This is a genomic window from Sodaliphilus sp., from assembly GCF_045598405.1.
Classification (GTDB): domain Bacteria; phylum Bacteroidota; class Bacteroidia; order Bacteroidales; family Muribaculaceae; genus Sodaliphilus; species Sodaliphilus limicaballi.
The window spans coordinates 40,719-63,117 of record NZ_JAZLLZ010000121.1 but is presented as its reverse complement, the minus strand read 5'-3'; the positions used below and the strand labels follow the sequence as shown (position 1 = coordinate 63,117).

General features: G+C 44.4%; 21 protein-coding genes. 17 read left to right on the top strand and 4 right to left on the bottom strand.

Translation table 11 applies throughout. The features are described 5' to 3' along the window. Positions 1-143 precede the first annotated feature (143 nt). From ACKI3C_RS08660 to ACKI3C_RS08635, 6 genes are all read left to right on the top strand, one after another. Positions 144-971 (top strand): hypothetical protein, encoded by an 828-nt coding sequence (locus tag ACKI3C_RS08660; RefSeq protein ID WP_407404073.1) that lies wholly within the window; start codon positions 144-146, stop codon positions 969-971. Positions 972-1,099: 128 nt separating this feature from the next. Further along, a complete protein-coding gene (locus ACKI3C_RS08655) occupies positions 1,100-1,336 on the top strand; it encodes a hypothetical protein (protein WP_407404071.1) in 237 nt (78 codons plus the stop codon). A gap of 55 nt (positions 1,337-1,391) precedes the next feature. Beyond that, the gene (locus tag ACKI3C_RS08650; RefSeq protein WP_407404069.1) at positions 1,392-2,261 is read left to right on the top strand and encodes a helix-turn-helix transcriptional regulator; all 870 of its coding nucleotides are present in this window, start codon (positions 1,392-1,394) and stop codon (positions 2,259-2,261) included. A 182-nt stretch (positions 2,262-2,443) separates the two neighbouring features. Next, positions 2,444-2,743 (top strand): hypothetical protein, encoded by a 300-nt coding sequence (locus ACKI3C_RS08645; RefSeq protein ID WP_407404067.1) that lies wholly within the window; start codon positions 2,444-2,446, stop codon positions 2,741-2,743. Between the two features lie 723 nt (positions 2,744-3,466). Then, entirely contained in the window at positions 3,467-3,907 is a 441-nt protein-coding gene (locus tag ACKI3C_RS08640; protein ID WP_407404065.1) for a DUF5606 domain-containing protein, read from the top strand. Between the two features lie 66 nt (positions 3,908-3,973). Next, the gene (locus ACKI3C_RS08635) at positions 3,974-4,558 is read left to right on the top strand and encodes a C40 family peptidase (protein WP_407404063.1); all 585 of its coding nucleotides are present in this window, start codon (positions 3,974-3,976) and stop codon (positions 4,556-4,558) included. On the opposite strand, the gene ACKI3C_RS08630 is transcribed toward ACKI3C_RS08635, so the two are convergent. Both ACKI3C_RS08630 and ACKI3C_RS08625 read right to left on the bottom strand, forming a co-directional pair. Further along, the gene (locus ACKI3C_RS08630) at positions 4,528-6,603 is read right to left on the bottom strand and encodes a ComEC/Rec2 family competence protein (RefSeq protein WP_407404061.1); all 2,076 of its coding nucleotides are present in this window, start codon (positions 6,601-6,603) and stop codon (positions 4,528-4,530) included. The two genes, ACKI3C_RS08635 and ACKI3C_RS08630, sit on opposite strands and share 31 nt — an antisense overlap. A 22-nt stretch (positions 6,604-6,625) precedes the next feature. Further along, positions 6,626-7,399: a shikimate dehydrogenase family protein gene (locus ACKI3C_RS08625; protein ID WP_407404059.1), complete on the bottom strand. Its 774-nt coding sequence runs from the start codon at positions 7,397-7,399 to the stop codon at positions 6,626-6,628. Positions 7,400-7,762: 363 nt separating this feature from the next. On the opposite strand from ACKI3C_RS08625, the gene ACKI3C_RS08620 reads away from it, so the two are divergent. The 10 genes from ACKI3C_RS08620 (at position 7,763) to coaE (ending at position 17,983) form a co-directional block, all read left to right on the top strand. Further along, on the top strand, positions 7,763-9,136 hold the full coding sequence (locus ACKI3C_RS08620; RefSeq protein ID WP_407404057.1) for a TrpB-like pyridoxal phosphate-dependent enzyme: 1,374 nt from the start codon (positions 7,763-7,765) through the stop codon (positions 9,134-9,136). A gap of 583 nt (positions 9,137-9,719) precedes the next feature. After that, positions 9,720-10,838, top strand: a complete 1,119-nt coding sequence (gene dnaN / locus ACKI3C_RS08615; RefSeq protein ID WP_407404055.1) for a DNA polymerase III subunit beta — start codon at positions 9,720-9,722, stop codon at positions 10,836-10,838. A 9-nt stretch (positions 10,839-10,847) separates the two neighbouring features. Next, positions 10,848-11,624 carry an exonuclease domain-containing protein gene (locus ACKI3C_RS08610; RefSeq protein WP_407404053.1) on the top strand — a complete coding sequence of 259 codons (777 nt, stop codon included), beginning with the start codon at positions 10,848-10,850 and terminating at the stop codon, positions 11,622-11,624. A gap of 37 nt (positions 11,625-11,661) precedes the next feature. After that, positions 11,662-12,588 carry a DUF4835 family protein gene (locus tag ACKI3C_RS08605; RefSeq protein ID WP_407404051.1) on the top strand — a complete coding sequence of 309 codons (927 nt, stop codon included), beginning with the start codon at positions 11,662-11,664 and terminating at the stop codon, positions 12,586-12,588. Positions 12,589-12,619: 31 nt separating this feature from the next. Next, positions 12,620-14,287 (top strand): DNA repair protein RecN, encoded by a 1,668-nt coding sequence (gene recN, locus ACKI3C_RS08600; RefSeq protein ID WP_407404049.1) that lies wholly within the window; start codon positions 12,620-12,622, stop codon positions 14,285-14,287. Continuing rightward, entirely contained in the window at positions 14,284-15,042 is a 759-nt protein-coding gene (rlmB, locus tag ACKI3C_RS08595; protein WP_407404047.1) for a 23S rRNA (guanosine(2251)-2'-O)-methyltransferase RlmB, read from the top strand. Before recN ends, rlmB begins: the two co-directional genes overlap by 4 nt. A 33-nt stretch (positions 15,043-15,075) precedes the next feature. Beyond that, positions 15,076-16,008, top strand: coding sequence for a transcription antitermination protein NusB (locus tag ACKI3C_RS08590; RefSeq protein ID WP_407404045.1), 933 nt, complete (start codon positions 15,076-15,078; stop codon positions 16,006-16,008). Between the two features lie 44 nt (positions 16,009-16,052). After that, positions 16,053-16,415, top strand: coding sequence for a preprotein translocase subunit YajC (yajC, locus tag ACKI3C_RS08585; RefSeq protein WP_407404043.1), 363 nt, complete (start codon positions 16,053-16,055; stop codon positions 16,413-16,415). Between the two features lie 155 nt (positions 16,416-16,570). Then, positions 16,571-17,413, top strand: a complete 843-nt coding sequence (locus ACKI3C_RS08580) for a hypothetical protein (protein ID WP_407404041.1) — start codon at positions 16,571-16,573, stop codon at positions 17,411-17,413. A 6-nt stretch (positions 17,414-17,419) separates the two neighbouring features. Next, entirely contained in the window at positions 17,420-17,983 is a 564-nt protein-coding gene (coaE, locus tag ACKI3C_RS08575; protein ID WP_407404039.1) for a dephospho-CoA kinase, read from the top strand. A 358-nt stretch (positions 17,984-18,341) separates the two neighbouring features. Here coaE and ACKI3C_RS08570 read toward each other — a convergent pair whose 3' ends face one another. Further along, positions 18,342-19,208 carry a hypothetical protein gene (locus tag ACKI3C_RS08570; protein WP_407404037.1) on the bottom strand — a complete coding sequence of 289 codons (867 nt, stop codon included), beginning with the start codon at positions 19,206-19,208 and terminating at the stop codon, positions 18,342-18,344. Positions 19,209-19,303: 95 nt separating this feature from the next. Beyond that, positions 19,304-20,176: an META domain-containing protein gene (locus ACKI3C_RS08565; protein ID WP_407404035.1), complete on the bottom strand. Its 873-nt coding sequence runs from the start codon at positions 20,174-20,176 to the stop codon at positions 19,304-19,306. Positions 20,177-20,322: 146 nt separating this feature from the next. Here ACKI3C_RS08565 and ACKI3C_RS08560 point away from each other — a divergent pair, with 146 nt between their 5' ends. Continuing rightward, positions 20,323-22,389, top strand: coding sequence for a tetratricopeptide repeat protein (locus ACKI3C_RS08560; RefSeq protein WP_407404033.1), 2,067 nt, complete (start codon positions 20,323-20,325; stop codon positions 22,387-22,389). Positions 22,390-22,399: the final 10 nt, after the last annotated feature.

Sequence of the window (22,399 nt, the reverse complement as noted above, 5' to 3'; positions counted from 1 at the left end):
CGATGTCGTGTTGGTGGTTCGTTTGGTTTTATTTGCCGCACTAAATTAAGTGAAATCACCGACATGACAAAATCCTGGGCAACTTTTTGTTGCTCAGGATATTATAAAAATTGTTAACAAAAGTGCTGCGGAATTAAGGATATATGGAAACAACATTAACAAGAGAAAAATTAGAACCTGAATATCTGCTCGCATGCAGAGTGGTGCAAGAATGTAATATATGCCCATTTGCGGATGCGTGCCCTCAGAGTGAATTATGCCATCTTACTGGATTTGCTGCGAATAAAGCTGAGTCTTGCAAACTTTTGAGAAGTTTCTGTCGGAAGATTGGAGCGCGGTCTAAGATGGAGAAAATGCTTAGTAATAAGGCTAATAATAGCATAGAGGCACAGGCAAGCGATAAAAATGGGCAGTGTCCGTATTTTGTAGATTGTGACTTGAATGGTCGTACTAATGCTTATTGTGTGGATTCCAATAAGCGTTGGCAACATAATTGCACTCGTTATTTGAAATTGCACGCTCATTCAGCGAAACCAAAATGGACGTCGTATGAGGCAAAACAACAATTTGATGCGGAGAATCGGAAGCGGCGTGACATGCAACGAAAAACGGCCGTTGCTGAAAAATGTGCGGTTATTTTTTGTGTTGGATTTGTATATGTACTTATTATTGCGGCATATATTGCCACAGGACTTACATGGGATCCTGCTGGGTGGGTGTTTGGTTTTGTGCCAACGCTGGCTGCCGTGATATTTACGGCATGCATGTATCGTACCGTTATTTACAATGAAGACCTGACGCAGTTACTAGCTGCCTCTATGCTTTTTTTTATTGGAGGTATAATATCGGCTATCATTATGATTCCATTATGTAGTGGCAGCGATTTAAATCCTGGTTGGGGTTTTGTTGCTTACATAATTATGGGAGGAGTCCCCGCTATAGTACGGGAAATTTTTGAAAATAACGATTGATATAGGTAAACCTATGCCTGCAATTAGTGCAGTAACAATACTACAGCAAATGTGCAAAAAATGTTACTGCAATTAGTGCAGTAACCAACTAACAAACAATAATTATTAACTTTTTAAAAACATTTATTATGAACAAACAGAGAAGACAAGATTTGGAAGAAGCATTGAACATCCTGGACGATGCTATCGATGCTATTCAAGCGGTATGTGATGAGGAAACTGAGGCATTTGACTCGCTTCCAGAGGGTTTGCAATGCGGAAGCAGAGGCGACCAGATGCAGGACGCCATCGACACTATGGAGGATGGTATCGCAAAAATGCATAACATCAAGGACCAGCTGTTGACGAAGCTTTGCAAAAAGTAAGTTAAAACTTTTGTATTTTGTTGTGATTATTGTATTTTTGCACAAAATATAAGATATGACGAAAGAAGAATTAGGACAAAGGCTGAAGGAGATACGTGAAAGTAAGGGAATTACCTGTACTGATGTGGTGCGTGATTTGAAATTCGGCAATGGCACTGACATTGCTGCCTATGAGTATGGCGTGGTGAATGCTAGAATGGACAGGATACTGCAATATGTACAGTATTTAAATAGCGTGTTCATTATTACCGATGGTGTAACTAATGAGATCATATCTGATTATTCTAGTTTTATTGATTGGGTATGTAATATTATGAAACAGCGTAATGTGTCTCGTTATGCATTAGCAGTATGCTCAAAAATACCACAAACCACATTACAAGGTATGTTGTCTTATCATAGAAGAATATATATATCTAACGCCTTGGGACTGATAGATGCTTTAAATTTTGAATGTGTAATTCAGAGCGGTGTTAATTATCGCACTATACCTGTAGACATGCCAGTTTGCGCAGAATTGACATTGACAGACTTCGGCAATTTGGTGTGCGCACTTAACACGTCATCACTTAATAACAAAACAATGTGTGAAGGGCTGACTCCAATTAGCAATAAGCATCTTGAAAATGGCACTGGACGTGTAAAGTTGTCTTATGCGATATTATATTTAAATAATTTGCAGCATGTTATCGCATTACGGCGTAATGATGAAGAGTTCTTGGTCAATTCATATAATGATTTTGTGATATGGGCCAAATCTGTTCGCAAATCCCTTGGGTTAAGCGCTGGGCAAGCTTCTTGGAAAGTAGGTGCATCCAACCCACTCGTCTCTAATTTTGAATCAGGACGCACAACATTGACGTTAGCTGCGTTTCTGAAGGTCATCGCCGCTTATGGCGCTACTTTATCTATTATTAAAAAATAACATTAAACTAATCAATGAGTAACTATTCAGCAATACGATTTTACATATAATAGCTATTATCCTTCATGCAATTCGATGTTCTTCAGCCCTAAATCGGGCAAGTGCAATAAAGTCTTGAAAACTAATAAAATAATATCCGTTTTTCTTGTGTATGTCAAATATTTTTTGTACCTTTGTGCTCTATGAAAGAGCAAGTTACGGATATCATAAAGGAAATGGACATGCTGGCCTCGAAGATGGATTCGATGCTTGAAACCATAGATGCGCAATATACAGAGATTGCCGCCCTGAACCGTAACGTGCAGATGCTGCAAAAGGAGAACCGCAAACTCAGGAAACGCCTGGAGAAGTATGAGAAACCGGACAAGGACTCCAACAACAGCAGCACATCGCCCTCAAAGGAGAAGCTGAAGGACGAGATCGTGCGCCGCACAAAGACCCTGCGCAAGAAAAGCGGGCTGAAGCCCGGCGGCCAGCCATGAGGGACTGCATTTGCAGGACGATATGGCTGGGATAAAGGTATCACAAGCAAACCATGCCTTTAGGTATGGAATAGCAGAGAGCGACAGGCTCGAAGCTTTACGGTTTCTTATCCCGTACCTAAAGGCACGGGTAATTATTATCTACTTTTTACAGCCATTTCGGCGTACCCACGGCACGCCAGCATTGCTGCCTACAATATCACATCCCAAAAGGGATGTTGTTTGCCGTGACCTTGCCTGTTTTGTTTGTCACGACCTTGCTATTTGGGAATACACGCTGTTTATTGATATGTCTCTGGTTCGGCTAATTGACGACGGTGTCGTCACATTGCATCGTAACCGATGGCCGCAGGCCGTCGGAGAAAGGAACACACCCCAGCCGACCTCGAAGGGGTCGCACTTTCCCGCTTAACTTTCCTTTTCCCAGGAAAAAAACACTACTTTCCCACTGATTGCCCAGTTGATAGTGTTTTCGTTTAGGCGGTTTGTTATTTTTGCATCTATGAAACAACAAATTATGCTTTTGACCACCAGAAAGTGATCAAAGTGATAAAAGGCGATAAAAGTGAAAAAAACAGATAAAAGCGAGTAAAAACTATAACATTTATTGGAAATATGATTATTATGGTATTTTCTAGATATTTGAGAGTTTTCTTGCATGAGTTTTAATTTTTTACTAACTTTGCACTAATAATAAATAATAAAAAACTAATTAATTAAATTATGCTTAAGACAATATTATCGATTTCGGGAAAGCCCGGATTGTACAAGTTAATATCTTATGGTAAAAACCTTCTTATCGTTGAAAGCCTTGTTGATGGCAAGCGCACTCCTGCTACTGCTCGCGATAAGATTATCTCTTTAGGTGATATCGCTATCTATACTCTTGACCAGGAGGTTCCTCTGGCGCAAGTTATGGATACAATCAGCAAGCAATTTGATGGCAAGCAGTTGAATGCCGCTGATTATAAGACAGGTGAGCAACTCGCTGATTTCTTTAAGAGCGTGCTTCCTAACTATGATGAGGAACGTGTTTACAATAATGACATTAAGAAGGTAATCTCTTGGTATAATATTCTTGTGGGTGCTGGTATTACCGAATTTGTTCCTGCTGAAGAAAATGCTGCCGAGGAGGCAAAAGAGGAAGAAGCAAAGGAAGCTTAAATTAAGTATGTAAATATGGAATAGAATGTGGGGTTTATTTATATTGACCTCACATTCGTTTTAATAATGAATCGATATCGTATCATATTATTTGTGTGTGTGGCGGTAACAATGTTGTCGCTGTTGTCTTGTGGTAAACGCAATTATAATAAAGATGATATTTATGACAAACCATCTAAACACACAACTGCTTCGGTAACACACTCTTCTCGTACTGATGAAAAAGGTGATGTTTATAAGGCATGGAAAAGACTTGATATAAAACTTGGTAAGGAGGATAACAAGGAATTGTATAATGAGATTAAGGAATGGCTGGGTACTCCCTACAAGTATGCATGTGAAACTAAAGGCGTTTGCACTGATTGTTCGGGGTTTGTGATGAAGGTTTATCTGGCGGTATATAAAAAACCTATTGAGCGAAATTCTGGGCGCATCTTTGAGAAGAACTGCAAACCAATATCCCGCAACAACCTGAAGGAGGGAGATCTAGTCTTTTTTCATGGCAAAAATCCCGGTCGCATAACCCACGTGGGCATCTATTTGAAAGACGGGTACTTCGCTCATGCGTCTTCATCGCAAGGTGTTACGGTTAATTCTCTTGCGCAAAATTATTACAACACTCATTTCGAGTGTGCAGGGCGTGTGAAATAGGCACCATTAGAATGAATTGAGTAGTAGGGTACACCACTAGTAATGCATTCTTGCTCAAATACTTCAAGATTGTCTTTATAGATGTCTCCTGATAGAATGATCTTACGTGGATTATAAATTTCCAGCAGTTTGTCGATGGAGTTGTGATATTTCTTGGTCACTACCAAGAGATCCACGTCGATGCGATGTTCTAGTTTCTTGATTCTTTGCCACTTGCCATTGCCTACACACACTACTTTCATTCCGCCGATTGCACATCCTTCTTTTCCTTCTATCATCTCTATGTGGTTCACTTTGTAGTGTGAGAGCAACCGTTTGTTGTACAAGATGAAGCTCTCGATGTCGCTGTCGCTATCGGGTATCCACAAAATGCCGTGTCCATTGTTGAAGTATAGGATTTGGGTAAGGGTGTGATTATTGAATACCACGAATCCTTGCCTGGGTGTCGTGGCTGTGGTGTAGGCTTGTGATGCAAATAGCAAGGCGATGAACAGCAATGAGAGATTCATCCACTTGAAGCGACGGTTGAACAACCAGACTGCGATAGATACCAGAGCAATGTAATAGAGGACTACATCAAGTGATGTAACATACACATTGCCAAAGTATCCAGGCAAATTTTCACCCGTGAGACGCGCAACCCATGCTATACTGTTGTACATGCTATCGATGATAGAACTAAACCAGTCTATTTCAATTCCACAAGCGATTAGCGACAGGAATATTGCAGCACACACCATCAAGATAGGGAAAACTGGAAGCACTAACACATTGCCTACGACCGAAAGCAGTGATATTGTGTTGAAATACCATGCGGTGAGCATTATGGTGGATGCTGTTGCAATGATTGAAGTCATAGTGAGTGTGAATGTCCATGCAAGGATGGGCGAGGATTTTTTTAGATTCTTGGAAAACGTCTGTTGGTTAAAGATGATCAAGAATGCTACCGTAGCGAAACTTAATTGGAAACCAACAGAATAGAGCGATGACGGATATAGAAGGAGAATAATAATGGCAGCAAGGGCTAGTGAGTTTAGAGATAATGTCTTGCGATGAAACATCAGTCCGGCCACAACTATTGACATCATTATGGTGGCTCTGACCACCGACGGCGACATTCCTGTGAACACGGCATAGGCTGCAAGGATAATTATAGTGATAAAAAATCGTAGCGGACGCAGGCGTGTGTAGTTAAGCGGGAAAAGCAAGAACCATACTATTGCCATGATGACGCCCACATGCATTCCGCTCAATGCCAGTATGTGTGAGATTCCAGCCATTGCAAATGTGTTGCGAGTTTCGGGTGTGATAAACTTGCTGTTGCCCAGCAGGGTAGCCGCGATGAAGTTTTGGCATTCGGCACTCGTGTGCGTATTGAAAAGTATGGATATCAGCTGCTTTTTCAGTTTGTTACACTGGGTGATGAGAGTGTGAGAAGTGCCGGTTACCATGATTGCCGTTACCGGTAAATGCTGTGAGTAGAGCACCCCCTGGCGGCTCATGTGCTGGGCCATGTCAAAACCATCGGGATTGCCCATGTTCTTAATCGTGTCTAGCTGGCATTCATACATGATAAGGTCACCGGGCTCAAGATTGTAGTTGCACCCATTGGTCGAGATTGATATGTCATGCTTTCTGTCGAGCTTCAGCTTTCCGTCACGGTCGGCAGCCCAAAGCATTGTAGCATCAATTGTCATCGACCGATCGCTATAATAGATGTCATTGACACGGGCCTGGGCCATGCATCCCTTGATTTCCTGTATGTTTAGTGATGGCGGAGCATTTAAGCTGGTGTTTATCCACCCTAGTCCAAAAGAAACGGCAGCGATAGGGACAATCCACCATGGCCTGACGTTCATAGACCATTGCGGCGTGTGGGGGACCATCCAATTCAAGAAAGCGTAGAGCAAAACTCCTGCAAGAATGATCAATGCAGGGATAATGACCGACTCGCTCCACTGTGCAGCGCCAATGCCGCCCAGCATGGGCACTAGGATTCTTGCAAGAGGAACGCGTGCCAGAATAGACTGTTGTGCCTGTTGCATTCGGGGTATAGGTAAAGGGGGATTAGATACCCTCTTTATTCCAAATTTCGTAAGAAATAAACGCTTGCAGCAGAAGCATTTCAAGACCGTTTTTCACCTCGGCTCCCGCCTCTTTGCTCTTTTTCATGAACATAGTCTCATCGGGGTTGTAAATAAGGTCGTAACACAGATGCTCGTGTGTGAGGAAACGGTAAGGGAAGTCGGGACATTCATCAACGTGCGGATACATTCCGAGTGGGGTAGTGTTGACGATAATCTTGTGTTGTGCCACCATTGCCTTAGTCAATTCCTCGTAAGCGATTGTTGTAGCCGACTTGCGTCTAGAAACAAAGTTGACCTTAACGCCCAGTTTTTCCAAAGCATATTTCACTGCTTTAGAAGCACCACCGGTGCCGAGCACCAAGGCACTAGTGCGGGCGTTGTTGAGCAAAGGCTTGATGGTTTGTCCAAATGCAGGTGCGTCACTGTTGTAACCTCTGAGTTCGAGAAGTTCGCCCTCGGAGTCCTTTATAAACTTGATCACATTGACTGCTCCAATCTCATGTGCCGCGTCGTCGATAGACGCAAGATAGGGCATCACTTGTTCCTTATAAGGTATAGTGACATTGAGACCTCCAATCATGGGAGTCTCGCTTATGAGCTCCATCAGTTCGCCTATGTCTTCAAGATCATAATTGATATACTCAGCATTGATGCTCTCGGCATCAAACTTGCGGTTGAAATAGTCCTTGGAGAACGAGTGTCCTAGGGGATGGCCTATCAGGCCGTAGATTTTGTGGGAGTTAGTCTCAATCATAATGAATCACAGTTATATCAACCACAAAGTTATGAAAAAAATGTATTTGGAAAAAATAAAACCAAGAAAAATTCACTTCAAGAGGCTTATCTTAACTATGTATAGTCGAAAAAGCAGACGATTATGTGTAGTCTTTTTTTTACAATCCGTAATGCTGACGATGATACAAGAAAATAATCAAGTCAATTTAATTATGTATATATATACACAAATGTGTATATTTTAGAAAGAATAAAAAGTATTTGCGAAAAAATATACTAAATACTTGTATATATAAAAAAGTTATTATAAATTTGCAAAGTCAAAGAAAAACAAGTGCTTTGAAAAGAAATTAACTGTATAATTTTACAATTATCCATAAACATGAGCTTAGATTCAAAGAAATTTTTATTGCAAGAGAAGGATATACCCACAGCATGGTATAATGTCACAGTTGACATGCCCAACAAACCACGTCCTATGCTTCATCCCGGCACCAAACAGCCGCTCAAAGCAGAGGATCTTTATCCTATCTTTGCAGAGGAACTGGCCAACCAGGAATTAAACATGACTGATCGTTTCATTGAGATTCCTGAAGAGGTGCGCGAGATGTACAAAATCTATCGTCCAACACCATTGGTGCGTGCCCGTGGTCTTGAAAAAGCTCTCGACACGCCTGCTCACATTTATTTCAAGAACGAGAGCGTGAGTCCTGTGGGTTCTCATAAACTCAACTCTGCAATCGCACAAGCATACTACTGCAAGAAGCAGGGTATCACCAATATAACTACCGAAACTGGTGCTGGCCAGTGGGGTGCTGCATTATCGCTTGCGGCAAAACATTTCGGCCTTGAACTAGCTGTTTATATGGTTAAGGTATCTTATCATCAGAAACCATATCGTCGCTCAATCATGCAGACTTATGGCGCAGAGGTGATTGCGTCTCCCAGCATGTCGACAAAAGCCGGACGAAAGATTATCACCGAGCATCCCAATTACCAAGGCTCGCTAGGCACAGCAATCAGTGAAGCGGTAGAGCTGGCAATGTCGACACCTAACTGCCGTTACACTCTGGGTTCTGTGCTCAATCATGTATCACTGCACCAGACAGTTATCGGTCAGGAGGCAAAGAAACAGATGGAGATGGCAGGCGAATATCCTGACATCGTGATAGGTTGCTTCGGTGGCGGCAGTAACTTCTCGGGTATTTCATTCCCCTTCTTGCAAGGTAAGTTTGACGGCTCGCGTGCAGCAACTCGCTTCATCGCTGCCGAACCCCAGTCGTGTCCCAAACTGACTCGAGGCGTGTTCCAGTATGACTTTGGTGATGAGGCTGGTTATACACCGCTTATTCCCATGCGTACGCTTGGCCACAATTTTGCGCCTGCTAATATTCACGCTGGTGGACTTCGCTACCATGGCGCTGGTGCAATTGTGAGCCAGTTGCTTGAAGACAAGATTATTGAGGCGGTAGATATTCCTCAACTTGAGACATTTGCAGCAGCAACGCTCTTTGCACAGAGCGAGGGCATCATTCCTGCTCCAGAATCTTCTCATGCTATTGCTGCCACAATACGCGAAGCAAAGGCTTGCAAGGAGAGCGGCGAGAGCAAGGTGATCTTGTTCAACCTGTCGGGACATGGACTCATTGACATGGCTGCGTATGACCAGTATATTGCTGGCGACTTGTCAAATTACGAAGTAACACAAGATTCTATTGATAACAACATAGATACACTCGAAAAAATTATTAAGTAATATTTTCTCTTATTGAAATTTTTAAGGTTTTAGCCTTAAAGAGAATTGGAGTTGAAATTCCCCCGTTCGAGAGAATAGGGGGATTTTTGTTATTGTAAAATTTATGGATATATTTTGAATTCGCTTAATAGATGAAAAGTTGAAGGAGATGTTAGATGTTCTTTTATGTCTATCAAATTATTTAGTTTTTTGGGTATGGGACATCTTGTTGGTTAATAGATTGATTTATGTATTGGATAGTCTTCGCTGTATTTTTTTTGTCAAGATACTTTTTTTGCGAGATTAAAAGATTCTTTATCTGAATTACTTGAAGATTCAGTTGGTTAGATATTGTGTGATTTTTATTGTTGTTATGGCTTTGTTTTTATTTGTTTTATGGTGGCGGGTTTTGTGGTTTATGGCTTTTAGGGTTATTATCACATGTGCGTGTAACTGTTATTTTAACTTAATGTGGTGAAAAATGGGGGGAGATTTTGATGTGTAATTGACGAAAAATAAGTATCTTTGTAAGTTAATTATGGTGCGGAGACGTTTCTGCGTCTTAAAATTCAATAAGAAAAAATATTTTAAAATACATATCGATATGAAATTTAACATTCAAAGCAAAAAACTGCTTTCTCACCTTAATGCAGTTAGCAAGGTGATTATCAACAAGAACGCATATGCGATTCTTGATAACTTCCTGTTCGAACTTGAGGGTGATCGCCTCGTGGTTACAGGTAGTGACATGGAGACACGATTGACAACTAACGTTGAGGTTGCTGATGCCGAAGGCTCTGGTAAGTTTGCTGTTGACGTGAAGCGCATGCTCAGTCTTCTTAAAGAGCTTCCCGACACTGCGATGACAGTTGACGTGAACGAGGAGAACCTTGAGGTTGTGATCAAGTATGTGAGCGGCCAGTATAATATTATTGCGCTCAATGGCGATGAATATCCTCTCAAGAACCAAAGTTCAAGCGAGACCCAGCAATTCACCCTTGCACCTAAAGACATCATTGACGGCATCCAGCACACTATCTTTGCAGTGGGTACCGACGACATGCATCCTCAATTTATGGGTGTTTTCTGGGACATAAAGCACGACGGAATTACATTTGTAGCAAGCGATTCACACAAGTTGGTTCGTTACAGGAAACTCAACGTGGAGCCAAACATCGAGCGTTCTTTCATCTTGCCTTCTAAACCTGCTTCTATTTTGAGCAACATCCTGGACAAGAACGAGAAAACTCCCGTTACTATCACGGTTGATGATACAAGCGCGACATTTGAGACTGGTGATTATTCGCTCACATGCCGTTTCATCAACGGACGTTATCCCAACTATAACTCGGTTATCCCCGAGAATAACCCCTACAGCGTGCAGGCTGACCGCTTGACATTGCTCACAGCGCTGCGTCGCGTGTCGGTATTTGCTAGCGTTGGCGGTTTGGTGAAGCTCCAACTTGATCAGAATGCAATACTCATTACAGCACAAGACCTTGACCACTCAACCTCGGCCGAGGAGAAAATCCATTGCGAGTATGACGGCGAACCCATGACCATGGGATTCAAGAACAGCGATGTTATTGAAGTGCTCAACAACATTGACAACGAATCTGTTACCCTCAAACTGCTTGACCCTGCCCGTGCCGGTATTTTCCTGCCTAGTGAGCAAAAGCAAGGCGAGGACCTGCTCATCTTGCAAATGCCAATGATGATTTAAGCCGTAGTTATGGATTTGAATCTCAAAAAGCCCATCGTATTTTTTGATGTAGAGTCCACTGGACTTGACATAGTGAAGGACCGCATTATAGAGTTGAGCTATCTCAAGGTATTCCCCAATGGAGAAAAAGAGGAGAAGACTTTGCGCATCAATCCCGAAATGCATATTCCCGAGGTGTCGCAGGCAGTGCATCATATTAGCGATGAGGATGTTAAGGATAAACCCACTTTCAAGCAGGTGGCCAAGGACATCAAGGCAGTTTTCCAAGGAGCTGATATAGCAGGGTTCAACAGTAATCGTTTTGATATCCCCATTTTGGTTCAAGAACTGAATAGGGCAGGCGTTGACCTTGATTTGGAGAAAAGCAATTTTGTTGATGTCCAGGTGATTTACCACAAGCGTGAGAAGCGTGACCTTGAAGCCGCTTATAGATTTTATTGCGGCAGAGAGATGGAAAATCATCATTCGGCATCGTGCGATACCAGAGTTACCTACGAGGTGTTCATGGCACAGCTTGAACATTATGCCGACCTTGCAGGAATGAGCATCGAGGAACTGTCGGAACAGTATGGCACGTTTAATCGCAACGTTGATCTTGCTGGCCGTTTCATATACAACGACAAGAAGCAGGAGGTGTTCAATTTCGGAAAATACAAAGGCCAGCTTGTGGAGGATGTCTTAAACAAGGACTCGGGTTACTATGGCTGGATGCTCAATGGTGATTTTCCAGAGAACACCAAGAACGTGCTGACTCGCATAAAACTGCGCATGGCAGGCAAATTATAATCAGAAATTTTTAAAAACTGACAATCTCATTTGATTCATGAACTTAAGGAACCTCATATTGACGTTAGTCATAGCATGTGCATCATTGGTGTCATTGGCTCAAACGGAGTCAAATGAACTTAATTGCACGGTAGAAATCAACAGCCAGAAAGTTGCTAACGCTAACAAGGATGTGTTTAATGCACTCAAGGAGGCTATTTCGGAGTACATGAATACGACCAAATGGACTGATGCTGTGTTCAGCATGAATGAACGCATTGAATGCAAAATGTTTTTCACCATAGCCACTTATGACGATGGTACAGGCAAGATGACAGGAGACCTTCAAGTCCAGGCACAACGCCCAGTTTACAATAGTTCTTACATGACAACCCTGATAAACTTCAAGGACACAAAGATTGAATTCACCTATCAGTCGGGTGATCCTCTTGTTTATTCCGAAGTTGAAATGGAAAGTAACCTCACGGCGATACTCAACTTCTATGCATTTATGATTATCGCTATCGACTTTGACTCGTTTGCACAAAACGGCGGTGATCCTTACTATGAGAAGGCTGCTGCGGTAGTGCGACTGGCCCAAAGTTCGGGTGAAACTGGTTGGAAAGCATTTGAGGACACCAAAAACCGCAGTGCTGTGTTGAGTGCCTTCACCGACAAATCTACCTCGGGCATCAGGGAAATCATGTATAATTATCATCGACTGGGGCTTGACCAGATGAGTGTCAGTGTAGATAAGGGTAGGGCAAATATCACCAAATCACTTGAAACCCTTAAGAAGGTTTATGATGCTGCACCCATGTCGGTGTGTCTGTCAATGTTTAAGGATGCCAAACTTGATGAGTTGGTGAATGTCTATTCTAAAGCTAATATGACGGAGAAAGAAAGCGTCTATGAGATCCTTTACCCGTTATGGCCCACAGAGCAGACTCGACTCGAAAACATCAAGAAAGAAGCTACTAATTAAGTTATTATTAAAGCAACCCTAATCGTATAAAATGCTATCGCGTCTATTTATATCCAACTATGCTCTCATTGAACATCTAGAGATAGACTTCAATGGCGGATTCACTGTGGTAACAGGTGAAACAGGTGCCGGAAAATCTATTTTGCTAGGAGCATTGTCTTTGTTGCTGGGCGGCAAGGCCGACTCTAAAGCTGTGCGTGATGCTGAACATAAGATTATCGTGGAGGCGACATTTGATATCACTGGATATGGACTAGACGGCTACTTTAATGATAATGACATTGATTATTGCGAGACAGAATGCATCATCAGGCGCGAAGTGAGTGCTGCAGGACGTTCGAGGGCTTTTGTCAACGATACCCCTGTGGGATTGGGTGTTCTCAAGGATATTACCACAAGACTTATTGATATCCATTCGCAACATAGCAATATGCTGCTTGCCAAGTCGGGATTTCAACTTGATATACTTGATGGACTTGCGCACAATGACCAGTTGCTCGACGACTATGAGGCTGTTTACCGCAGGTGCGTCGAACTCAATCGTGATATAGAAGCTCGAAAGAAGCAAATAGCCCAGAATAAAGCCGAAGAAGACTATATCACATTCCAGCTTGAGCAGTTCCATGAGATAAACCTTCATGAAAACGAAGACGAAGAACTCGAGGCGCTGCAAAACAAGTTGAGCAATATCACTGAGCTTAAGGATGCATTGTGGACTGTTGACAATATACTTGGCAGTGAGGAGAATTCGGTAATAGATCAACTCAAGACTGTGGGGCAACGTCTCTCTTTCACGGAAGAGGTTATGGAAGAGACACGCGGCATGTCGCAGCGTGTGGCTGACTGCATTATCGACCTGAAAGATATTGTCATGAGTGTGTCGCAAGCACAGGAAAACCTGAACCTAGACCCTGCCGAACTGGACCGGATCAATGAGAGACTCGACACTATTTATTCCCTTGAGCGTAAACATAACGTGGGAAGTGTCAACGAACTGATAGCCTTGCAGCATCAACTGGAGGAAAAGCTTGCCAGTATCACAAAGGGGGATGACGAGATTGCGGAGTTGGTTGCCGAGTATGATAAGAAAAAGGCCGAATCAATGTCGCTTGCCAGATGTCTAAGCGATGCGCGCAGGAAAGCTGCTACGTCGTTTGCTCATGAACTGAAACCTCTTGTTGCTGGCTTGGGTATGAAGAATGTTGCGTTTGAAGTTGCATTTACTGAAACCGAGATGACTTCGACAGGCATTGATGCTGTGGAGTTTATGATGGCATTCAACAAGAACCAGGCTCTCATGCCAGTTAAGGATACAGCATCGGGTGGTGAGATTTCGCGCGTCATGTTGTGCATCAAGTCGATTGTGGCACGAAGCATGCACTTGCCCACGATAATATTTGACGAGGTGGATACCGGCGTGTCGGGCGACATAGCCTCCATGATAGGGGAGATGATGGCTCACATTGCTCAGTCTATCCAGGTCATGTCCATCACGCATCTTCCACAGGTGGCGGCTTGTGCATCAAGCCACATCAAAGTGTTCAAGAGCGACAACGACCAGGGCACATTCACCAGTGTCACAGGTCTTGACCAGGAACAGCATGTTATGGAGATTGCCCGTATGCTCAGCGGCAAGGGACTTGACGAGGCGGCAATCAACAATGCAAAGTCTCTAATCAATCAATATGTGAAAGTATGATAGATAAAACTCAATATATCTTTGGTCTTCGTCCCGTAATCGAAGCGATCGAATCGGGAAAGGAAATTGACAAATTATATGTCAAGAAAGACCTCTCTGGCGACTTGAGCAAGGAGTTGCTCGAAGTTGTTCGTGCTCATGGCGTGCTCGTGCAGCGCGTTCCCGTGCAGCGCATCGACCGCATCACGCGCAAGAACCACCAGGGGGTGCTTGCAGTGCTCTCGGCGGTCACTTATTATCACCTAGACTCGTTGGTTCCACAGCTATATGAGGATGGTGTTAACCCTTTTGTTGTTGTGCTTGATGGCGTGACTGATGTGCGTAACTTTGGCGCCATTGCTCGCACTTGCGAGTGTGCAGGAGTGAGTGCGATAGTTATTCCTGAACGTAATAGTGTGAGCGTCAATGCCGATGCAGTCAAGACCTCGGCGGGTGCATTGAATTATTTGCCTGTGTGCCGCGAGAGAAACCTTGTGAACGCAGTGAAGTTCCTGCACGACAGCGGGTTTAAGATTGTGGGCACTAGCGACAAGAATTCGCACAACTATACTCATTGCGATTATACAGGTCCTGTGGCCCTTGTGATGGGTAGTGAGGACGAAGGCATTTCGCCCGAGATCATGAAACTATGTGATACTCGTGCTGTGATTCCCGAGTTTGGCGAGATTAACTCATTGAATGTCTCGGTAGCGTCGGGCATCATGATCTATGAGGTGGTTCGTCAGCGTCTCAACGACAATCAGGGTGTAATATAATATTAATGTGTAAATAAAAAAATAATAGATATAATGATTAATCGTGTTCTTATCAGGGTCAAGGTAGTGCAGGCACTCTATAGTTATGTGCTCACTCGCCCCGACCGCACCTTTGAGCAAGCGAAAAAGGACTTGCAGTTGAGTTTTGAGAAATCTTATGAGTTGTACATGTACTTGTTTAAGCTCATCATTGAACTGACGGATCTCCAGGACCGTGCGCTTGATGATGCTCGCAACAAGTTCATGCCCACCGCTGAAGACTTAAATCCTAACACTCGTTTTGTTGACAACTGGCTTGTGTCGCAGTTGCGTGAAAATGAGGAATTAAATGTGTTTTTCAACGACAAATTGATTTCATGGCAGGATGAGATTATCTTCAAGCGTCTCACACTTGACAAAATCTTGCGTAGCGACCTCTACAAAGAGTACATGGCTGCACCGAGCACCGACTGCGCTACCGATTGTGAGTTTTGGAAACAAGTGGTGCGTCAGATTTTCCTCAACGACGAAGATATCGCCGAGCAGTTAGAAAACATGTCACTCTTCTGGAGTGTTGAGGATATTGATACTATGGGACAGTTCATCATCAAGAGCATTCGCAAGTTCCAGGATGGTCAGGACAATCCCATCATGCCCATGTACAAGGACGACGAGGACCGTGTATTTGGCGACAAATTGTTCTCTCGCACAGTTCAGATTATGGACGAGAACAATATACTAATCGACTCGTTCATCAAGTCGGAGCGTTGGGACAAGAACCGTGTCGCTCTCATGGATCGCCTCATCATGTGTGTTGCAGTCACTGAACTCAAAGGATTTGAGAGCATCCCCACATCGGTAACCCTCAACGAGTACATCGAGCTTGCCAAGGAATTCAGCACTCCTAACAGCGGACAGTTTGTCAATGGCATCCTGCATTCTGTAGTTAAAAATCTGCGTGACCGTGGCATCATTGTTAAGGCATAACATAAAGAATTAATTATAAACAAAATAACATCTATTTTAGAACTATGTTGAACTACATTTTATTATTTGGCGCTCCTGCTGCTAATGGTAGCGATGGAGGCAGTGGCTGGACTTCCATTATCATGATTGTTGCTTTGATAGCAATTTTCTATTTCTTCATGATTCGTCCTCAATCACAGAGACAGAAGAAGGTTAATGAATTTCGCAATAGTCTCAAGAAAGGAGACCATGTGATGACTGCTGGTGGCATTTATGGACGCATCAAGGAAGTAAAGGATACAGTCATCTTGCTGCAGATAGCCGAAGGCTGTACCATCAAGATTGACAAGACTATGGTTTACCAGTCAACACAGGATGTTGCTGAACTTGGCGCAAATCCTGCTGATGACGCCAACAAAACTAAATAATTAGTCTCAAAGTGGGTTTGCTGGATAGATTCATAGGGTGGTGCCATAAAATGCCAGGCGAGAACATTCGTTCGAAGTCGGTAATCCAATATTTGGCATTTGTGTGCATCTCATGCGTGCTGTGGTGTATGGTTACATTCAACAGCACTATATCTATGGATATTGAGATACCAGTAGAGGTGACATCCTGTCCGGCAAATGTCCATTTCTTGAGCAACGTGCCCGATACGCTCACTGTCAATGTGAGCAATCGCGGGACGGCTTTCTTGAAATACCTTTTTATGCCTGCGCCCAGGCTTGAACTGAAGTTCAGCGACTATTGCGATGGTAGCGGCAATTTCAGGGTTGAGCCTGCGCAGCTCAAAAAGGCAATAGCTAACACCTTGAGCAGAACTACTGTCATTAACTCGGTCTTGCCGGGGGATATCTCTGCCCGTTATACCGACTTGCCTGGCAAACTTGTGCCCGTGGTTCTAGATATGGATCTTGCGGCAGCTCCTTCCCATACCCTTAACGGTGTGGTCGAACGCAGTAATGACTCGGTGCTGGTATATGGCGACAGTAAGACTTTGAAGTCAATAACTCAAGTATATACTTATCATTTCAGCGAGTCGGGGCTGACCGACACATTGCGCCGCAAGGTGACTCTTGCTCCTATTAATGGTGCTGTCATCGAACCCCGTGCCATCGAAGTCATGATACCTGTGGAGAGAATGGTATTGAGGACGCAGAAGGTGCACGTCTCGGTACGCAATATGCCTCCCAATGTCAATGTGATCGTTTTCCCGTCGGTGGTTGAAGTTACTTACCGTGCTCCTATGAGTTATTTTAACAATAATAATAAGAATAATGCGATCACTGCAGTTGTGGACTATAACTCAATCAACATCAATACCCCCGGCAACAAGGTGGAATTGATGGTGGGCGAAGTGCCTGGAGCGTTTGAGAATGTCAGTCTGGAACTTGATAGCGTTGAGTATATCATTGAAAAACACTAAATTATTATGCTAATTGCAATAACAGGCGGCATAGGTGCTGGCAAGAGTGTAGTCTCAAGCATATTACGAGCTTTGGGGTATCCCGTGTATGACTGTGACAGCGAGGCCAAGAGGCTGATGGTTGCTTCGGCTCCACTGGTTGAAGGCATAAAGGAGTTGCTGGGTGATGATGCTTATTTTCCTGACGGGTCGCTGAACAAGGCCTTTGTCTCGTCTCGCATCTTTTCAAACCCCGGCTTGGTGGCATCTGTGAATGCCCTGGTTCATCCTGCTGTGCTGCGCGACATTGAGCGTTGGGCAAGTGAGACCGACAGAGACGAGTGCTTTGTGGAGACTGCCTTGCTGCATGAGAGCAACATGACCTCGATTATTGATAGTGTGTGGACTGTGACTGCCCCCGTCGAAACATGCATAGCACGTGTCATGAAACGCAATTCAATGAGTGAGGAGCAAGTGCGAGAGCGCATCAGCAATCAAAGCAATGATCGCATAACCAACGCACATGTCATCATCAACGACAACGTGCAACCTGTCATTCCGCAAGTTCTTAAATTGCTTTTGCTGAAATAATTTAGTAGTGTTCGGTTAAAATTGCGAGAGTTGTTCTAACTTCCCCAAAACACTGCTAGTTACGACACTTTGGCATAACCTGGGCTTGGTATAGAATAAAAAAAGAAAATGTTTTTTTTTAGTTTATATGGCTCACGCCAAGAACCGTGCTCATGGGAGTGAGCAGCGGTAAGTGGGCAAAGCCCGTGCCGCGACCAGCGAACCTTCCTTAAAATAGAGGACTCTGTCCTCAAAATGATAATACACTATCTGTGAGGTGATTCCATTTTGCTTGCAGAGCAAGCTATTTTCTAAGCGAAGCATAAAAATCAAAATAAAAATGTTTTCTTTTTTTTACCAGACAACAATATTTTGATATCTATCTTGCGATGCTCTGGTCGGCGTTGTAGATGATTCTCTCAAGTTTTTCGGCGGTTATTTGCTGGAAATCCTGCATAGAATTTGCTATGCGGAACTGGCATGTTGCGGTTTCGCCATATATCTCGCCCTCGGGCGTTTCATAGATGGTGTACCGCATGCCTGGACTCAACACGGAGAGCTCTCCTTGCTTCACGACACGGCACAAGTCAGTGTCGATGAGATTCCTGGGATCGAGGTGGACTTGAGTGTTTTCGTGTTGGTATTCGTGCTTCAACTGAAGCTCGGTGCGTAGCTGTCGCGTCCAATCATCAAGAATCGTTGCATGCCACTCCTTAGCCTGCTTGCTGGCTGTGCCGTGAACCTGATGCATGTGTGAGCACAAGCGGTGCATCACTTCGAGATAGGCTGCGGCAAGTGCCTGCTCGTTGCATTGCATGAGTAAGGCCACGAGACTGAACTCATAATGGTCGGCTCCCACAAAGTAGATGGTGTCAGGCTTGAAGTTGGCAATCTTCGCCTCTTCCTGACCGATGGTCTGCATGCGGTGTTCTATGTTCTGAAAAGTGAGTGTGGCGAGGAAATCGGGCTCCAATACATGGTTGAGACACAAGAAAACGGCAACGCTCTCGGCACAAGACATCGAGAATGTGTAGCCCATGCGATGCATGCACAAGAACAGGTCGTGAATGTACACGCTGTTTACATTCTTCATCGTCTTGGGGTATAATCCCTTGCTCCATTTGATGCTGCTCGCTCCTGGATTGACGCTAGGAGTGTCCCACACCTTATCGTAAACCCGTGCATACTCCTGCGCCACAGCAACTGCTGCGTCATAGAGTTCTTGAGTAACCTGTATTACAGCCATATTGATATCGCAACGATTTACCCAACATTGAAAACTCCCATACTCGCGTTATTTTAGGCATACAACCTAACAGAAATAATGGGCGAAACTACTTCTTATTTCTTGTTTTTTACCAATTGCTTAAGGTCTAATTTGGTGAGCACTATCACTGTTGTGCCGTCTTTGGTCATGAATGCCACTTCGTGGTCATTGATTCTCTTGTAGTATTCGGTTTGCTCTAGTCCTAGCAGCATCTCAGTTTCATAACCTATCTTGTTGCACTGGTTCTCGCTAGAGCGGAGGTCCTCAAACTGGATTGCAAAATCCTTGGTGGCGTCGATATGTATCACACCATTGATAATGTTGCATCCGGTGTTGGCGTGTATGGTTTGCAGTGCAACGTCTACCACGAGGTTGATTTTCTGGTCAAGGACGTTATTGTTGTTCATTTCCTTCACGGTCCATGCTCCGTTGAGCTCGTCCATGTTGTGCCTGGTGAGCACCATGAGCAGAGCTCCCTTGTTGTTGAGCAGTTTCATGCGTTCCACGTTTCCTGTGGTCTTAGTGAGTTGGACTCGTGCTACCTCGGTCAGCGTCTTGAGCATGTTGCGGTCGTTGTGGTTGTGGCAACTCTCTGATGTGCTGATGATGTCCTTGAAACTCATGTTGACGCCGTTGTTGGCAAACTTGCCGTTGATGGTGTTGCAACCATTGCTGCCATAAAACATCTTTCTGTCAAAGTCCAGGTATATATACGGGCGTTCGGTTGTGGAAAGTGGTTTTTTTCTTATTGAGTCCACGTTCCACTCGCCATATAGTTGTTTAGCGGGCGATGTGATGGCAATGACTTCCTCGGGGGTAAGCTTGACTGTCACGCGCTCCACGGTCACTTGTTTCTTTTCAAATTTGTCTTTTTTCTTCTTTGCGGCAGCTTCCATGGGGATCATCACTGCAAGTGCAAGAAGGGAAATGAATATGATTTTTTTCATTTGAATTTTGCCTTTTTCACTAAATAATTCCCCAAAATTACTCAAAAATTTACATATTAACCAAATTGTTTGCGGTTTTTAATACTTTATTAAAACATTTTATGTTGTCCCTTGCCAATTAATTAGTACTTTTGCAAATCTAAACAATGAAAAAGGTAATACAACATATAGTTTTCATGCTGTTCATGCTGTTGTTCTCGCTGCCTGCTGCCGCCCAGATCAACACTGACCAGGTCATGCGCATAGGTCGCAACGCTCTTTACTTTGAAGATTACATTCTCTCAATACAGTATTTCAATCAAGTCATTAAGGTTAAGCCGTTCCTTGCCGAGCCCTATTTCTACAGGGCTGTGGCGAAGATTAACCTTGAGGACTACAGCGGGGCCGAGGCCGATGCTGCGCTGGCCATTGAGCGAAACCCGTTCATTGTTGACGCCTATCAGGTGAGAGGCATAGCCAGGCAGAACATGCGCAACTACAAGGGGGCTATCGAGGACTACGAGTCGGGGCTCAAACTCAATCCCATGGAGAAGATTTTCATCATGAACCGTGCAGTGTGCCTGGCCGAACTAAAACGCTACGAAGAAGCCGACAGCGCTTATCAGCGAATGTGTGTGCTCGACCCCAAGAACGACAAGACCTATTTGGGTCTCGCTCACCTCAACCTTGCCCGCAACGACACCGCCCAGGCACTCGAGTATATCGAAAAGAGCATCGAACTGGCTACCAAGAATCCATCGGCATATCTCATGAAGGCCGATGTGCTCATGCGCAACAAAAAAGACTATGACGGCGCGCTCAAGGCCATTGACGCTGCTATCGAACTAGAACCTCGATATGCCGGATATTTCATCAACCGTGCTTACATCAAATATAACCTTGACGACTACTTTGGGGCGATGGCCGACTACGATTACGCCATTGGGCTAGACCCGTCGTCGCTCGAGGGACACTTCAACCGCGCGTTGCTGCTGGCCGAGGTGGGGGAGAACAACAAGGCTATCGAGGATCTCACTTATGTGCTCAAAAGCAACTCCGACAATTTCATGGCTCATTACAACCGCGCGATGCTATACTTCCGCACTGGCCAGTATAAGAAGGCAATTGCCGACTATGATGCCGTGCTCAGCAAGTATCCGTCATTTGAGGCCGGTTATATGGCGCGTGGCGAGACGAAGCGACGCATGGGCGACCGCAAGGGGGGCGATGCCGACTATGACAAGGCTCTTGCTATCTTCAAGCAGAAAAAAACTCATGTGAGTGATTTCAATCCTATCGAGATTGAGGTGGACGAGGCCAAGAAGAAAGCCGAGAAGCGAGAATTGGGCGAAGAGGATCCCGAGACTCAAGACGAAATCATGAACAAGTTCAACACCTTGCTCACCGTTGCTCCTGAGAACCCCATCAAACCCGAGTATGCCAACCGTCAGCGCGGACGCATCCAGAACACTAACATGGAAATCGAGCCAGAACCAATGTTTGTCCTGTCGTACTATGCCCATGACAACAAACTCAATGGCAACACCTATTATGTGAAAGAGATTGCCGAACTCAACGACACCCGCCTCTTGCCAGGCGTGCTGTCGCTCACCGAGGACGACAAGCCGATTGACGAGGAAGCTATAAACCGCCATTTTGCAAGCATTGAGTATTACAATAGCGTGCTGTCGTCGAGCAAACCACGCGCCATTGATTACTTTGCCCGTGGTGTGGATTATCTGCTCGTGCGCAACCCCGAGGCCGCTATTGCCGATGCCAAGGCTGCTATATCTGTCAATCCCAAGTTTGCCATGGCTCATTTCCTGCTTGCTAATGCTAAATACCTGAAATACCGCATGACCGATGCCATGCAAGATGCTGCTGCCGATGGCAACGATGCTAGTGCTAAGGCCATGTTGCGCCAGCAGGAGCACATCGTGCTGATGCAGGACATAATTGCTTCGCTCGACGACGTGATTAAACTCACGCCTAAAAACGTCTATGCCCTTTACGACAAAGGCAATGCCTACATGGCTGTCAACGACTATACATCAGCCATCAGCTGCTACACCAAGGCCATCGAGCTCAAACCCGACCTTGCTCCTGCCTATTACAATCGTGGTCTCATGTATTTGCGTTTGGGCAACAAAGACCTTGGAGTGGCCGACCTGAGCAAAGCAGGCGAACTTGGCATTCTCCCTAGCTACAACGTGCTGAAACGCATGGCAAACTAATATCAGATTC